We start from the raw sequence: 13,590 nt of genomic DNA, 5'->3' as shown, positions 1-13,590 counted from the left end.
CCCCCGCCCCCCCCCGCCGCCGCGCCTCGCGCCGCTGCTACCCCGGCCGCGTGCCCCTGTAGCGGCGGCGGGAGCCGCGTCAGGCCGCACCGGGTGTAAGCAGGGGGATCCTGGGTGCTACCGTTCGTCGGAATTGCGGCACCGATCATGGCCATTCGCTGCCCAAATCTGCGTACCGATTCCTATAACGGAGAAATACCATGGTCACTCGCACGATTACTCGCTTTGCCCTCGTCGGCCTGCTGTCTGCCACCAGTATGTATGCGTTGGCCGGTTCGGTGCCTCCAGGCAAGGAAATCAGCCCTTCGTCCCCAACCACCAGCACTGACACCCGCACGGGCAACCAGATGGGCAGTGGTCGTACCAACGACGCCAACAGCAGCAGCGGCACCACCACCTCCGGCACCCCGAATGGCTCGGGCACCTTCAGCAATGGCACCGGCAACAGCAGCGGTAGCGGTGCTGTAGGCAGTGGCACTGGCAACGGCGCCAGCTCAGGCAAGGGCGCAGGCAGCGGCGCGGGTGGCAGCAGCGGTAACTGATTCTGCGGCGGCTCGAGCGCCTCGTGTTCGAGCCTTCTGCGTTGCCGTGATCGAAGCGGGTGGCTGGGCCAAGATGCGTATCACCGCATCCGCTCAGGCCGCCCGTTTTCACATCCATCCCTTTTATCGTTTTTTTGGGTATTCTTCCGGTCTCGATGCCACGGTGCACCCGCCCTGCCCCATGGCCCCATCACCTCCGACCAGGAAGCCTCATGTCCCAGATCATCCTCGTACTCAATGGCCCCAACCTGAACATGCTGGGCTTGCGTGAGCCTGCCGTGTACGGCCACGAAACCCTGGCCGATGTAGAAGCCATGGCGGTGCAAAGCGGCCAGGAATTGGGGCTGAACATCGAATGTCGACAGACCAACCACGAAGGGCAAATGATCGACTGGATCCATCAGGCCCGCCAGCGCGTGGCCGGCATCGTCATCAACCCAGGTGCGTGGACCCATACCTCGATCGCCATTCACGATGCGTTGATCGCGTGCGAAGTACCGGTTCTGGAAGTGCATATCTCCAACGTCCACCGCCGTGAAGAGTTCCGTCACCACTCCTTCGTCTCGAAAGTGGCGGTCGGCGTCATTGCCGGTTTCGGCACCCACGGCTACAAACTGGCGCTCAGTCACTTCGCCAAATTGCTGAACGCCAAGCCCGCCATCTGATCCGGTTTTTTCAGCGCCTTCTGGATCTGTTTTACCTTGCTCGGAACGTCCATAGTCACCTGAACGAAATTTCATGTTCTGGAGGTGTGTTATGGACGGTGTGATCATGTTGACCATCATCACCGCTACGCTCGGCTCGTTCGGCTATGTGATGTACCTGATCCATAAGGAGAACGAGGAAAACAAATAGCCTGAGAACAAAAAGGCCGCTGCGTCTGCCGCAACGGCCTGGTCTGCACTGCTTGCCACCATGCTTACTTGATGAAGTTGTCCACCAGCATGTGCGCCACGTCATCGGCGCGCCCGCTGAGCATGGCCTTGGCTGAATACAGGGCCATGTTCGAGACTTGCGAAAGCTCGATCTTGGGCGGCATCACCAGTTCTTCCGGGTTGACCTTGACGTCCAGCAACGCCGGGCCGGGATGACTCAGAAAGCGCTGCACGGCCTGCTCCAGGCTCGCGCCGTCCGAGACCTGTTCGCCGTAGAAACCCATCACCTCGGCCAACTTGGCGAAATCGGGATTGTGCAGGTCGGTGAAGTTGTCCAGCAAGCCTTCGACCTTCTGTTCGATCTGGACGAAGTTCAGCGAACTGTTGTTGAACACCACCACCTTGATCGGCAATTTTTCCTGAACCGCTGTGAGCAAGTCGCCCAGCAGCATGGCCAGGCCGCCGTCGCCGGACAATGATATGACCTGGCGCTGCGGGTAGGCCTTCTGCAGACCCAGCGCCTGTGGCATGGCATTGGCCATGGTGCCATGGCGCAGGCTGGTGAGCGTGCGACGTTGGCCGTTGGTGTTGATATGGCGCAGCACCCAGACCATGGGCGAACCGCCGTCCGCGGTGAACAGCGCATCTTCGCTGGCATGCTTGTCCAGCAGGTGGGTCAGGTACTGCGGATGGATCAGATGCCCGTCGGTATGACGCTGATCGTGGGCCAGGGTCTTGAGGGTCTTCTGACGCACTTTCAGGCAGTCTTCAAGAAAGCTGTGCTCGGTGCGTTCGGCCAGCAAGGGCAGCAGCGCCTTCAGGGTGGGCAATACGTCACCGACCACGCCCAGATCGATGGGATGACGACGTCCCAGATGGGCGCCCTTGCGATCCACCTGAATGATCTTGGCATTCTGCGGATAGAACTGGCCCCAGGCGAAGTCGGCACCCAGCAACAGCAAGGTGTCGCACTCCATCATGGCGTGGTAGCCGGACTCGACCCCGAACACGCCCGTCATGCCCATGTTATAGGGATTGTCGTACTCGACGAAGTCCTTGGCACGCGAGGTGTGAGCGATGGGCGCTTTCAGGCGCTGGGCCAGTTCGATCAGTTCGTCGTGGGCGCCCTCGCAACCAAAGCCGGCATAGATGGCGACCTTCTTGCCCTTGCCCAGCATGTCGGCGATTTCGTTCAACTCATCCAGACTAGGTTGCAACACCGGACGCGGCTGATGGACGCTGAAAGGACGATCGTTCTTCACCTCTGCGGAGCTGATGTCCGACGGCAGGATGATCACCGCCACCCCACCTTCATTGAGCGCGGTCTGCGCAGCCAGCGTGGTCACCCGGCGTGCCTGCTCGGGGGTGTACACCTGCTCGCAGAACACCGTGCAACTGCCGTAGATGGCCTTGAAGTCAACTTCTTGGGGAAAATCCATGCCCAGTTCGCTGGTCACGATCTGGCTGGCGATCAGCACCATGGGCGCGTGGTTGCGCTGGGCTTCGAAGATGCCGTTGATGAAGTGCAAGCCGCCTGGTCCGCACGATCCGGCGCAGGCCGTCAGGCGACCGCTGATGAACGACTCGGCGCCAGCGGCAAATGCGGCGGCTTCTTCATGGCGGACGTGCACCCATTCGATCTCGCTGCGCCAAATCGCATCGGTCACGTGATTCAGCGTGTCGCCGACGATGCCGTAGCAGTTGCGCACACCTGCTTCCTGCAAGGTCTGGATCACGATGTCGGCTACTTTCTTGCTGGCCATGAAGGCCTCCTGGTCAGTGAGTCATGCAGCTTAGGCTGGAGCGGGCCTGGGGAGTTCAGCCCGACTGGCGCCTCGCCATGCCTTCGCGCGTCGAAACCGGGCGGCGTTGCCCAACGGTGCGGATCATGCTTTATTGGCGGCCTTTTTCACTGTTCAAGGCCCTCGCCATGTCTGCCCGCAAGTTGCTCAGCGCCGCCCTCCTCGTGCTTGTTTCCCCCCTGGCCATGGCCCATGCCCATCTAACTCATCCGGTGCCTGCCGCCGATGCTTCCGTCGCTGCGCCGGCGCAAGTGAGCCTGGGTTTTTCCGAAGCCATCGAAGTGGGCTTCAGCAAGGTCACGCTGACCGCTGCGGGCGGCGAGCCGGTCGCCTTGCAACCCTTGGCCAGCGCCGTCGACGATCGCAAGACCCTGGTGGTCAAGCCTGCCGCGCCATTGGCGGCTGGTCAGTACACGGTGCACTGGCAGGTGGTGTCGGTGGACACGCACAAAAGCGCCGGCGAGTACCGCTTCACCGTGAGTCCTTGAGCATGAGTGTGTTGATCGTTCTGCGCTTCCTTCATTTCACCAGCCTGATGCTGGTGTTCGGCGCCTGCATGTTCCGCCCGCTGCTGCTCGATCAGCCTGGCCAGAAGGGTCGGCTGCGCAACCTGATCGATCCCCTGGTGTGCCTGTTGGCAGCGCTCGCGCTGATCAGCGGTGTCGCCTGGCTGTTCGCCGTGGCCTTCGAGATGGGCGGTTCGCTGGACATGGCGCTGGTGCGCCGGGTCCTGGGTGAAACCTTTTTCGGCAAGGTCTGGACCCTGCACCTGTTCGCCTGTGTGGCGGTCCTGGTGTGCCTGCGAATTCCTCATCCAAAACTTCAGGTGGTGGCCCGCCCCCTGAGCGCGTTGGCTTTGGCAACGCTGGCGCCGGTCGGTCATGCCGCGATGTTCGAAGGCTCGGCGGGCACCTGGCTGGTGATCAACCAGTTGATCCACCTGCTGTGTGTCGGCGCGTGGCTGGGCGGCCTGATGCTGTTGATGTTCGTGCTGGCACGCCCCGGCGATCAGGATCTGCGCGTGGTGCTGGGTCGCTTCAGTGGCGTGGGGTGTGCGCTGGTGGCGGGGTTGCTGGTGACTGGGCTGATCAACACCCGGGCGTTGACCGGCTCCTTCCTGCCGGTGCCAGGTGCGTCCGGGTTCGCCACGGTTCTGGCAGTCAAGCTGGCGCTGGTGCTGGCCATGCTCGGCCTGGCTGTGTGGCACCGCCGGCAACTGGCTCGGGGTCCGCTGGAGGTGCAATCGTTCAAGCGCACGGTCACCCTTGAATGGGCCTGCGGACTGGGCGCGGTGGCGGCTGTCGCCCTGCTCGGCACTCTGGCGCCGACGCCGCTGGGGTGAGTCACCTGCGCCGTATTCAACCTGCGGCGCACAAAACCTGCGGCGCATAAAAAAAGGGCCGTGCTCCCCTGCAAGAGCACGACCCTCAAGATTCTTTCGGCTTCAAACGTGACAAGACACCACGTGGTCAAACGTGGGGACCGAATCAGTATGCGGGTGAATTGTTACAGTTTGGCGATGGACACTTCGGTTGATTTCACGAAGGCGATGACTTCGCTGCCGATCTGCAATTCCAGCTCGTGCACCGAGCGGGTGGTGATGACCGACGTCACGATACCGGCTGGCGTCTGCACGTCGATTTCCGAGACCACCGGGCCTTCGATGATTTCCTTCACGGTGCCTTTGAACTGGTTGCGTACGTTGATCGCTTTGATGGTCATGCAGTCATCCTCGTTAGACATTCGGTCGCACCGCAGTGCGTGAAGTAGAGATTGCACCTTCGGCCGAATATTTAAAAAGAATAAATAATGCTTTTTATATGTCTTTTGGAGATATGCAACGCTGATGACCTTGTGCGTTACAGGCGTCAGCCCGTGCCCTTATTCGGACTTGGCAAAGCGTAGCCCCTGACGAATCCCCATCACTTCGGCTTCCAGCTGCGGATAACCCACTGCCGAGCCGGCATAGCTGAAGCCGTAGGCCAAGCCAGGCTGCACCGCCGCAACCAGGGTCTGCGTGATGGCCAGGGTGCCGTTGCGGGTGACCTTGCAGGTGGTCTGCGCTGCGGGCAAGTTGCCCAGCGTCGTCGATTTCACCTTGGTGCACACGCTCTGATAGCCGGAGCGGGAAAAATTGATCTGGATCGCCTTGCGCATTTCCAGCAACACCGCTTCCAGGTTCACGGCATGGTCCTGGGCCAGGGCGCCACGGGTCATTTCCACAATCATCAAGGGGTCGCCATTGGCGTCCGTCTTGGTCGCGCGCTGGCGGCTGCCGCTGGGCTGGCCCTGGGCGTCGGACGCGTCAGGCAGGATCTGCACGTCCCAGTCGGCCGGCCAGACGATCACGCTGTCGTCGGCCCAGGCCGGTGCGCCGATCAGCCAGCACAACAGCAGGCAGTGGGCGTGTCGCAGATAAGGCATCGCAGTTTCCTCCACGGCAAAAGGGCCATCAGTCTCGCAGACCCGCGGGCGCAGCACTACGGTAATATCCGCAGCGATCGATGGCCATTCAGGGAGCAGGTGTCAATGACCCAACGGATCTTCAGCGGCGCCGGGCAAAGCAAGAACCTGCTGTACCTGGCTTCGGCCAACGAGCGCCTGCGCGACGGCACCCAGGCCAGCCTGCGGGTGGGGTTCGTGTTGCTGGAGCATTTTTCCCTGGCGGCCTTCACCGCCAGCCTCGACACCCTGGTCACGGCCAACCTGATCAGCTCGGGCGCCTATGCCATTCGTTCCTACGGGCTGGCGCCCGGGCAGGTCATCAGTGACCTGGGCATCCTGCTGCAGCCGGATGCGCCGTTGATGCCTGGCGTGCATGACGAACTGGACCTGTTGATCATCTGTGGGGGCTTCCGCACCCCGCTGCGCGCCTCCGTGTTGCTCAATCGCGTGCTCGGCGACTGTGCACGACGCGGCATCGCCCTGGGCGGTCTGTGGAACGGTGCCTGGCTCCTGGGTCAGGCGGGCCTGCTCGATGGCTATCGCTGCGCGGTGCACCCGGAGAACCGCGCCTCGCTGGCCGAACTCAGCCCGCAGATCACCGTCACTCCGGCCAGCCAGGTCATCGACCGTGACCGCTTCACTGCCGCCAGCCCCAATGGCGGCTTCAGCATGATGATGGCGCTGATCCGCGCCCAGCGCGGCGACACGCTGGCCGACGGCGTCGAGCATATCCTCGCCTTCGAAGGACTGCGCTTTCGCCGCAGCGGCGCGCAGGCGAATGGCAAGCTCAGCCAGCCGCTGCGCAACATCATCGACCTGATGGAGAGCAATCTGGAGGAACCGCTGTCGCTCGACCAGCTGGCCGAGTTCGTCGGCCGCTCGCGGCGCCAGATCGACCGATTGTTTCAGGACCAGCTCGGCACTTCCCCCCATCGCTACTACATGGAACTGCGGGTCACCGAAGCACGGCGACTGCTGCAGCATTCACAGCTGTCGATCATGGAGGTGGCGATCGCCTGTGGGTTCGTTTCGGTCAGCCATTTCAGCAAGTGCTACAGCGGCTATTTCGGCCACTCGCCATCGCGTGAAACCCGCTTGGCAGACTGATCGGCTGCGGGTGACGGGGAACCGTAGCGGCATCTGCCGGTCGACTTCAGTTCATGCCACACGCGAGCCTTCGACCCATGGAATACGCCCTTCCCGACTCCTTGCTCGCCCGCGTGCCGCTGCCCTGGCTGAGCACGCTGATTGCCGCGGTCCTGGCGGTATGTGTCGTTCTGCTGATCCGCTGGGTCGGCCTGATCATCCTGCGCCGCGTATCGAAGTCATTCGTCCTGGCCCGGCAGCTCATCCTGCGGGCCGAGCAGCCGACGTTGTGGCTGATGCCGCTGATGAGCCTGCAGGCGGTCTGGACGTCGGCGCCCGATGACCTGCTGATGATCAACACCGTGCGCCACCTCAACGGCATGCTGGTGACCGCCTGTCTGACCTGGCTGGGCCTGCGTTGCGTCAAGGCCGTGGCCACCACCATGACCATCAAGCACCCGCTGGACATCGAGGACAACCTGGCGGCGCGGCGGATCCAGACCCAGGTGCGGGTGCTGGTGCAGTGCCTGAACGTGCTGGTGCTGATCTTCGGCATTGCCCTGATCCTGATGACCTTCCCGGCCGTGCGGCAGATCGGCACCAGCCTGTTGGCGTCCGCAGGCCTGGCGGGACTGGCCGCCGGCTTTGCCGCCAAGCCGGTGCTGGGCAACCTGATCGCCGGCCTGCAGATCGCCATTTCCCAGCCGATCCGCATCGATGACGTGGTCATCGTCGAGGGCGAATGGGGGCGCATCGAGGAAATTACCGGCACCTATGTGGTGGTGAAAATCTGGGACGAACGGCGCATGGTGGTGCCGCTGCAATACTTCATCGAAAAGCCCTTCCAGAACTGGACGCGCAGCACGTCGAGCATCATCGGCTCGGTGTTTCTCTGGGTGGACTATTCGGTGCCCCTGGAAGCGCTGCGCGCCGAAACCCGGCGCCTGTGCGAGGAAATCCCGCACCTGTGGGACGGTCGCGTCGAGGTGTTGCAGGTCACCGACACCAGCGACAAGGCGATGCAGCTGCGTATTCTGTTGAGCTCGGTGGATTCGTCGCGCAATTGGGATGCGCGCTGCTATGTGCGCGAGCGCCTGATCACCTTCGTCAACAACCGCTACCCCGAATGCCTGCCGCAGCTGCGCGCCGAGATGTCGACGCGCACCCTGCACCCGGCCAACGAAGAAGGCCCGAGCGACGTGGTTCGCCAGCCGCCGGTCTGAGGTTCACCGGCGGCTTTTCAACGCTGGACATCAGCGGCGCGGAGCATCCTTCGCTGCCGCTTTTTCGTCCTGACGGTCGGACTCGAACAACCGTGCGAGCTCAGCGCGCGCTTCCTGGGCGGTCTGCATGACCTTGGCCTCATCGTCGTAGATCGCGTGCTGGGCCTGCAGCACCTGTTCATCGTGACGTTTGAAGCGGTTGATCCGCGCATCGGCCTGGGATTGGCTCAGCCCCAGCCCCACCAATGTGCGCCGTGTGATCTCCAGGCTTGAGTAATAGGTTTCGCGAACCGCCTGCGCGCCGTGGTCGACCAGCCGGTGCACATGCTGGCGGTTACGCGCGCGGGCGATGATCTTCACGTGCGGGTACAGGCGGTGGACCAGTTCGGCGGTCTTGATGTTGATTTCCGGATCGTCGGTGGCGATGACGAAATACTCGGCCTGCTCCACCTTGGCCGCGCGCAGGATCTCGGGCCTCAGCGGGTCGCCGTAGAACACCGGCAGGTGGCCAAAGCTGCGCGAGAACTCGATGGATTCCACCGAGGTGTCCAGGGCCACGAAACTGATCTTCTGTGCACGCAGGATACGCGCCACGATCTGCCCCATCCGACCCATGCCGGCGATCACCACGCGGGGCGCGTCGCTGTCGATCTCGCGGTATTCCTCGGGCACTTCCACTGGCTGCGTCTTGGTCCGCAGCAGCCGTGCGCACAGCAGCAACAGCAAGGGCGTGAGCGCCATGGACAGGGTGATGGTCAGCAGCAGCGTGTCGTACAGGCGCGCATCGAACAGCCCCTGCTCGCGGCCGATCTTGAACACCACGAAGGCAAATTCGCCACCGGCGGCCAGCACGATGCCCAGGCGCACCGCGCTGAACCGACCCAGACCACCGGCCAGACGCCCGATCAGCATCAGCAGCGGCAGCTTGATCCCGATCAGCAGGACTGTGAGGCCCAGCACCAATGCCGGGCTTTCGAGCAACAGGCCCAGGTTGGCGCCCATGCCGACACTGATGAAGAACAGGCCCAGCAGCAGCCCCTTGAAGGGTTCGATCTGTGATTCCAGTTCGTGCCGGTATTCCGAGTCGGCCAGCAGCAAGCCGGCGAGAAACGCTCCCAGGGCCATCGAAACACCGGCCAGCTCCATCAGCCAGGCGGTACCGATCACCACCAGCAAGGCCGTGGCGGTGGACACCTCCTGCAAACCGGTGCGGGCGACGATACGAAACACCGGGCGCAGCAGATAGCGTCCGCCGATCACCACCACGGCGATGCTGCCCAGTACCCGCAGGCTGTGATCCAGGGTACTGCCCTCGCCGGCATCGCCGCCTCCGCCAGCCAGCAATGGCACCATGGCGATCAGCGGGATCGCGGCAATGTCCTGGAACAGCAGAATGGCGAACGCCAGGCGGCCATGGGGGCTGTTCAGTTCCTTGCGTTCGGCCAGGCTCTGCAACCCGAAAGCCGTGGATGACAGCGCCAGCCCCAGGCCCAGGACCACGGCGCTGTTCAACGGTTGCCCGAAGGCCAGCAATGCCACGGCGCCAATGACCACCGCGGTCAACAGCACCTGGGCCAGACCGACGCCGAACACCGCCTTGCGCATGACCCACAGGCGTTTGGGCGACAGTTCCAGGCCAATGATGAACAGCAGCAGCACCACGCCCAGTTCGGAGATGTGGCTGACGCTTTGGGGATCGCCCACCCAGCCCAGCACCTGCGGGCCTATGACCACACCAGCGAACAGGTAGCCGAGCACCGCGCCCAGTTGCAGGCGCTTGGCCAGTGGCACGGCGATCACCGCAGCCAGCAGGAACACCACGGCAGCTTGTAGCATGTTGCCTTCTTCGGGCATGGGGAACTCCATTTCGTAGGGAGAAAGCGCGGACCGCGGGCGCATTCTACAGCGCGCGGCGCATTGACGATGCTGCGGCGACATGATTTGCTAGGCGCCATCGTTTGGGTGCCCTTCACAGGGTGAAACGGGAAACCGGTGCGTGCCTGCCTCCAGGAGGGATTGGCACAAGTCCGGTGCTGCCCCCGCAACGGTAAGCGAGAGAAGTGTCAGATCCACTGTGCCCCTGCGGGCATGGGAAGGCGATGCTTTCAAGGCGGACTTCATGCCGCCCCTCGCAAGCCCGGAGACCGGCCCAGACAATCGTTGATCGACAACCCTGCGGTGGGCGGGCGCTGTTGCGAGCATGGCGCGCCCGCGCCAGGCTTTCTTCGTGCGCGTGCCCGATCGATGGTGCCACATACCGTGGACCGCCGCCGTGGGGACCACATGAGGGAACCCCATGTCTACCACCGCCTCCGCCCCCGAACACGCCCTGCCGTCCGCCGGCACCCTGGCTCAGCGCATCGCCCTGGCGGTCAGCACCTTCCTGCTGGGCTGCTGCCTGGTGGGCTTCGCCGGCTTCTCGCACATCGAGGCGGTACACAACGCCGCTCACGATACCCGGCACAGCGCCGCCTTTCCGTGCCATTGAGGAGCGCCGAGATGATCAGGCACATCGCCCGTACCGCTGGTTTCAGCGGATTGTTGGCCGCCCTGCTGCTGACCTTGCTGCAGAGCCTGTGGGTCTCGCCGCTGATTCTTCAGGGCGAAACCTATGAAAGCGCCTCTGCCCAGCACGAGCATGACGAGGTTTCCGCTGCCGGGCACGAACACGCCGAGGCCTGGGAGCCGGAAGACGGCTGGCAGCGCGTGCTGTCGACCGCCGGAGGCAATCTGGTGGTAGCCGTGGGGTTCGCCCTGATGCTGGTGGCGTTGTATACGCTGCGCGCCCCTGGGCGCACTGCTCAGGGGCTGTTGTGGGGACTGGGCGGATTCGCGGTGTTCTGTCTGGCGCCGAACCTGGGGCTGCCGCCGGAACTGCCCGGCACCCAGGCAGCGGACCTGGTGCTGCGCCAGACCTGGTGGATCGGTACCGCGGCCTCCACTGCGGCAGGTCTGGCATTGCTGGTGTTCGGCCGTGGCACGTTGCTCAAAGCCCTGGGACTGGCCATCGTGTTGCTGCCGCACCTGATCGGCGCGCCGCAACCTGAGCATCATTCGAGCCTGGCACCGCAGGCTCTGGAGCAGCAGTTCATCATCGCTTCGCTGGTGACCAACGCCGTGTTCTGGCTGGCCTTGGGGCTTATCAGCGCCTGGTTGTTCCGCCGAGCCGGTCGCTTAAGCCGATGACAGCGCTGTGGGTCGGGTTCGGCTGTCGTGCGGGGTGCAGCGCGCAAGCGTTGCACGACCTGCTGGAGCAAACGCTGCTCGAACACGACCTGCCCTGGGCTGACGTGCGTGGCATCGCCAGCATTGATATGAAGGCGCACGAACCGGGGCTGGTGGCGCTGGCCGAACGTCTCGGCTTGCCGTTCGCCACCTATGGCGCCGCGACCCTGGCGCCTTATCAAGATCGCCTCAGCCATCATTCCGCGCGCTCGTTCGCCGCCACCGGCTGCCTGGGCGTGGCGGAAAGTGCCGCGCTGGCCATGGCCGAGGATGGCACCCGGTGCGCCTCGATACTGCGCGTCAGCCGACGGCATTCGGCGGTGGCAACCCTGGCCATCGCCTGCACGGAACGTCACCGCGGCTGCACGCAGCGCCCAACTTGAATATCATTCACCCCTCCGCCCGTCAGGAATACCCATGACCGTTTACTTCATCGGCGCCGGACCGGGTGATCCGGAGCTGATCACCGTCAAGGGTCAGCGTCTGATCCGCCAATGCCCGGTGATCATCTTCGCCGGTTCGCTGGTGCCCGAAGCCGTGCTCGAAGGGCACACTGCGCATCAGGTGCACAACAGCGCCGAGCTTCACCTCCAACAGATCATCGAAATCATCCAGCAGGCCCACGCCCGTGGCGAAGACGTGGCGCGGGTGCACAGTGGCGATCCCGGGCTGTACGGCGCCATCGGCGAGCAGATCCGGTGGCTGCGCGAGCATGGCATCGACTATCAGATCATTCCGGGCGTTACCGCGACCGCGGCCTGTGCGGCGTTGCTGGGGGTGGAACTGACACTGCCCGACGTTTCGCAAACGGTGATCCTGACTCGCTACGGCGACAAGTCGCCCATGCCGCCGGGCGAAAGCCTGGCCAGCCTGGCCCAGCATGGCGCCACACTGGCCATTCATCTGGGGGTGAAGAATCTGGAAAGGATCGTCGCAGAACTGTTGCCCAGCTATGGCGCTGGGTGCCCGGTCGCGGTGATCCACAAGGCCAGCTGGCCGGATCAGGATTTCGTGCTGGGCACCCTGGCTGATATCCAGGATAGGATCGCGACCAAGGACTTTCGTCGCAGCGCGCTCATACTCGTGGGCCATGTGCTGCAAACGGATAGCTTCGCCGACTCCGCGCTGTACCGCGCCGGCCATGCTCACCTGTACCGTTCGTGAATCACCACGCTGCGAGGTCGTTTCCATGAAAGTGATCGCTTGCCTGGTCTACCCCGGCGTGATGAGCCTGGATGTGACCGGCCCGATGCAGGTGTTCGCCTCGGCCAACGTCGAGCTGACGCGCCAGGGGCTGGCGCCCTTCTATGACCTGCAACTGCTGGGCGAAACCCCAGGACCCGTCGCGACCTCGGCCGGGCTCAAACTGCATGCCGATGCCAGCTGGCAGTCAGTGGACTGCTCCACCTTGGATACAGTATTGCTGCCCGGCGGCAGCAGCGATGCCGAGCAATGCGCCAATACCGCCCTGCTCGCCTGGCTGCGCGCGGCGGCGCCTCAGGTACGGCGTTTGGGCTCGGTGTGTTCGGGCGCGCTGATGCTCGCCAGCGCCGGGCTGCTGGACGGTTTGATCGCCACCACCCACTGGGATGATGTCGAGGCGTTGAAGACCTTCGCCAACGTACAGGTTCGGGGCGATCGGCTACACACCTTTGATCCGTCGGACAAGGATGGCCACAGCCACATCTTCACCTCGGCCGGCGTCACGGCCGGCATCGACCTGGCACTGGCCTTGATCGAAGCCGATCTGGGCCGACCACTGGCGCTGGCTGTGGCGCGCCGCCTGGTACTGTTCCTCAAGCGCTCGGGCGGACAGACGCAGTTTAGCCCGCACCTGGCGCGCTGCAACGGGCCGACGTCGAGGCTGACCGAACTGCTGGAGTGGATCGCGCACAACCTCAGCGCCGACCTGTCACTGGAAGCGCTGGCGCAGCAGGCCAACATGACGCCACGCACGCTGTATCGCGTGTTCTTCGCCGAATTGAACATCACCCCGGCGCGACACATCGAGCGGGTCCGACTGGAAGCGGCCAGGGCCATGATTCAGGGTGGACAGTTGTCGGTGCAGAGTGTGGCGCGGTTGTGCGGCTACGGGCATGCAGAGAATCTGCGCCGCAGCTTTCAGAAAGTGCTCGGGGTCAGTCCCCAGGGGTATGCGCAGCGCTTCGGCCAGTAAGGCCGGGCACCGACGCTGCACAGAGGCAGCGAGTCGATGCTGGCGCCACGCCGATCAGTAGTAGGCGTTTTCTTTCTGAGTGTGGTCGGTCACATCGCGTACGCCCTTGAGCTCGGGGATGCGTTCGAGCAAGGTGCGCTCGATACCGTCCTTCAGGGTCACGTCAGCCTGCCCGCAACCCTGGCAGCCGCCACCGAACTGCAGCACGGCGATGCC

General features: G+C 63.8%; 16 protein-coding genes and 1 riboswitch. Of the genes, 11 read left to right on the top strand and 5 right to left on the bottom strand.

Going from position 1 to position 13,590, the window contains the following annotated elements; genetic code table 11:
* Positions 1–200: 200 nt before the first annotated feature.
* Entirely contained in the window at positions 201–542 is a 342-nt protein-coding gene (locus B2V21_RS05170; RefSeq protein WP_049859635.1) for a hypothetical protein, read from the top strand.
* Positions 543–754: 212 nt separating this feature from the next.
* Positions 755–1,207, top strand: a complete 453-nt coding sequence (aroQ, locus tag B2V21_RS05165) for a type II 3-dehydroquinate dehydratase (protein WP_286916224.1) — start codon at positions 755–757, stop codon at positions 1,205–1,207.
* Positions 1,208–1,461: 254 nt separating this feature from the next.
* Here the strand turns inward: aroQ and B2V21_RS05160 are convergent, their stop codons facing one another.
* Positions 1,462–3,180, bottom strand: coding sequence for a thiamine pyrophosphate-dependent enzyme (locus B2V21_RS05160; RefSeq protein WP_286916223.1), 1,719 nt, complete (start codon positions 3,178–3,180; stop codon positions 1,462–1,464).
* A 167-nt stretch (positions 3,181–3,347) separates the two neighbouring features.
* Here B2V21_RS05160 and copC point away from each other — a divergent pair, with 167 nt between their 5' ends.
* Positions 3,348–3,707: a copper homeostasis periplasmic binding protein CopC gene (copC, locus tag B2V21_RS05155; RefSeq protein ID WP_090362192.1), complete on the top strand. Its 360-nt coding sequence runs from the start codon at positions 3,348–3,350 to the stop codon at positions 3,705–3,707.
* Between the two features lie 2 nt (positions 3,708–3,709).
* Positions 3,710–4,561 (top strand): copper homeostasis membrane protein CopD, encoded by an 852-nt coding sequence (gene copD / locus B2V21_RS05150; RefSeq protein ID WP_286916222.1) that lies wholly within the window; start codon positions 3,710–3,712, stop codon positions 4,559–4,561.
* A 164-nt stretch (positions 4,562–4,725) separates the two neighbouring features.
* Here the strand turns inward: copD and B2V21_RS05145 are convergent, their stop codons facing one another.
* Together B2V21_RS05145 and B2V21_RS05140 are read right to left on the bottom strand one after the other, a co-directional pair.
* The gene (locus tag B2V21_RS05145; protein WP_043189662.1) at positions 4,726–4,941 is read right to left on the bottom strand and encodes a TOBE domain-containing protein; all 216 of its coding nucleotides are present in this window, start codon (positions 4,939–4,941) and stop codon (positions 4,726–4,728) included.
* A 159-nt stretch (positions 4,942–5,100) separates the two neighbouring features.
* Positions 5,101–5,643 (bottom strand): DUF4946 domain-containing protein, encoded by a 543-nt coding sequence (locus B2V21_RS05140; protein WP_286916221.1) that lies wholly within the window; start codon positions 5,641–5,643, stop codon positions 5,101–5,103.
* A gap of 105 nt (positions 5,644–5,748) precedes the next feature.
* Here B2V21_RS05140 and B2V21_RS05135 point away from each other — a divergent pair, with 105 nt between their 5' ends.
* Entirely contained in the window at positions 5,749–6,771 is a 1,023-nt protein-coding gene (locus B2V21_RS05135; protein WP_286916220.1) for a GlxA family transcriptional regulator, read from the top strand.
* A gap of 77 nt (positions 6,772–6,848) precedes the next feature.
* Positions 6,849–7,973: a mechanosensitive ion channel family protein gene (locus B2V21_RS05130; RefSeq protein WP_049859629.1), complete on the top strand. Its 1,125-nt coding sequence runs from the start codon at positions 6,849–6,851 to the stop codon at positions 7,971–7,973.
* Between the two features lie 30 nt (positions 7,974–8,003).
* Here the strand turns inward: B2V21_RS05130 and B2V21_RS05125 are convergent, their stop codons facing one another.
* On the bottom strand, positions 8,004–9,827 hold the full coding sequence (locus tag B2V21_RS05125; RefSeq protein ID WP_286916219.1) for a monovalent cation:proton antiporter-2 (CPA2) family protein: 1,824 nt from the start codon (positions 9,825–9,827) through the stop codon (positions 8,004–8,006).
* Between the two features lie 89 nt (positions 9,828–9,916).
* Positions 9,917–10,140, top strand: a riboswitch (cobalamin riboswitch).
* A gap of 129 nt (positions 10,141–10,269) precedes the next feature.
* On the opposite strand from B2V21_RS05125, the gene B2V21_RS05120 reads away from it, so the two are divergent.
* Genes B2V21_RS05120 through B2V21_RS05100 form a run of 5 tightly spaced genes read left to right on the top strand, consistent with a single transcriptional unit; the run spans position 10,270 to position 13,374 of the window.
* Positions 10,270–10,461 carry a CbtB domain-containing protein gene (locus B2V21_RS05120; RefSeq protein ID WP_286916218.1) on the top strand — a complete coding sequence of 64 codons (192 nt, stop codon included), beginning with the start codon at positions 10,270–10,272 and terminating at the stop codon, positions 10,459–10,461.
* 11 nt (positions 10,462–10,472) lie between these two features.
* Positions 10,473–11,159, top strand: coding sequence for a CbtA family protein (locus B2V21_RS05115; protein ID WP_286916217.1), 687 nt, complete (start codon positions 10,473–10,475; stop codon positions 11,157–11,159).
* Positions 11,156–11,581 (top strand): cobalamin biosynthesis protein, encoded by a 426-nt coding sequence (locus B2V21_RS05110; RefSeq protein ID WP_286916216.1) that lies wholly within the window; start codon positions 11,156–11,158, stop codon positions 11,579–11,581. The genes B2V21_RS05115 and B2V21_RS05110 overlap by 4 nt, the downstream gene beginning before the upstream one ends.
* Before the next feature lie 34 nt (positions 11,582–11,615).
* Positions 11,616–12,362 carry a precorrin-4 C(11)-methyltransferase gene (gene cobM, locus B2V21_RS05105; protein WP_286916215.1) on the top strand — a complete coding sequence of 249 codons (747 nt, stop codon included), beginning with the start codon at positions 11,616–11,618 and terminating at the stop codon, positions 12,360–12,362.
* A gap of 25 nt (positions 12,363–12,387) precedes the next feature.
* On the top strand, positions 12,388–13,374 hold the full coding sequence (locus tag B2V21_RS05100; RefSeq protein WP_286916214.1) for a GlxA family transcriptional regulator: 987 nt from the start codon (positions 12,388–12,390) through the stop codon (positions 13,372–13,374).
* A 54-nt stretch (positions 13,375–13,428) separates the two neighbouring features.
* Here the strand turns inward: B2V21_RS05100 and B2V21_RS05095 are convergent.
* Positions 13,429–13,590, bottom strand: a 162-nt coding sequence (locus B2V21_RS05095; protein WP_286916225.1) for a NifU family protein, incomplete at its 5' end; no start/stop codon positions are given.

It is taken from the genome of Pseudomonas sp. UBA6276 (genome assembly GCF_002438365.1).
Lineage (GTDB): Bacteria > Pseudomonadota > Gammaproteobacteria > Pseudomonadales > Pseudomonadaceae > Aquipseudomonas > Aquipseudomonas coleopterorum.
This window is presented reverse-complemented; position numbering and strand designations above follow the sequence as displayed.

Coding starts and splice junctions, on each gene's coding strand:
- B2V21_RS05170 (WP_049859635.1), top strand. CDS start 201: ATGGTCACTCGCACGATTACTCGCTTTGCCCTCGTCGGCCTGCTGTCT.
- aroQ (WP_286916224.1), top strand. CDS start 755: ATGTCCCAGATCATCCTCGTACTCAATGGCCCCAACCTGAACATGCTG.
- B2V21_RS05160 (WP_286916223.1), bottom strand. CDS start 3,180: ATGGCCAGCAAGAAAGTAGCCGACATCGTGATCCAGACCTTGCAGGAA.
- copC (WP_090362192.1), top strand. CDS start 3,348: ATGTCTGCCCGCAAGTTGCTCAGCGCCGCCCTCCTCGTGCTTGTTTCC.
- copD (WP_286916222.1), top strand. CDS start 3,710: ATGAGTGTGTTGATCGTTCTGCGCTTCCTTCATTTCACCAGCCTGATG.
- B2V21_RS05145 (WP_043189662.1), bottom strand. CDS start 4,941: ATGACCATCAAAGCGATCAACGTACGCAACCAGTTCAAAGGCACCGTG.
- B2V21_RS05140 (WP_286916221.1), bottom strand. CDS start 5,643: ATGCCTTATCTGCGACACGCCCACTGCCTGCTGTTGTGCTGGCTGATC.
- B2V21_RS05135 (WP_286916220.1), top strand. CDS start 5,749: ATGACCCAACGGATCTTCAGCGGCGCCGGGCAAAGCAAGAACCTGCTG.
- B2V21_RS05130 (WP_049859629.1), top strand. CDS start 6,849: ATGGAATACGCCCTTCCCGACTCCTTGCTCGCCCGCGTGCCGCTGCCC.
- B2V21_RS05125 (WP_286916219.1), bottom strand. CDS start 9,827: ATGCCCGAAGAAGGCAACATGCTACAAGCTGCCGTGGTGTTCCTGCTG.
- B2V21_RS05120 (WP_286916218.1), top strand. CDS start 10,270: ATGTCTACCACCGCCTCCGCCCCCGAACACGCCCTGCCGTCCGCCGGC.
- B2V21_RS05115 (WP_286916217.1), top strand. CDS start 10,473: ATGATCAGGCACATCGCCCGTACCGCTGGTTTCAGCGGATTGTTGGCC.
- B2V21_RS05110 (WP_286916216.1), top strand. CDS start 11,156: ATGACAGCGCTGTGGGTCGGGTTCGGCTGTCGTGCGGGGTGCAGCGCG.
- cobM (WP_286916215.1), top strand. CDS start 11,616: ATGACCGTTTACTTCATCGGCGCCGGACCGGGTGATCCGGAGCTGATC.
- B2V21_RS05100 (WP_286916214.1), top strand. CDS start 12,388: ATGAAAGTGATCGCTTGCCTGGTCTACCCCGGCGTGATGAGCCTGGAT.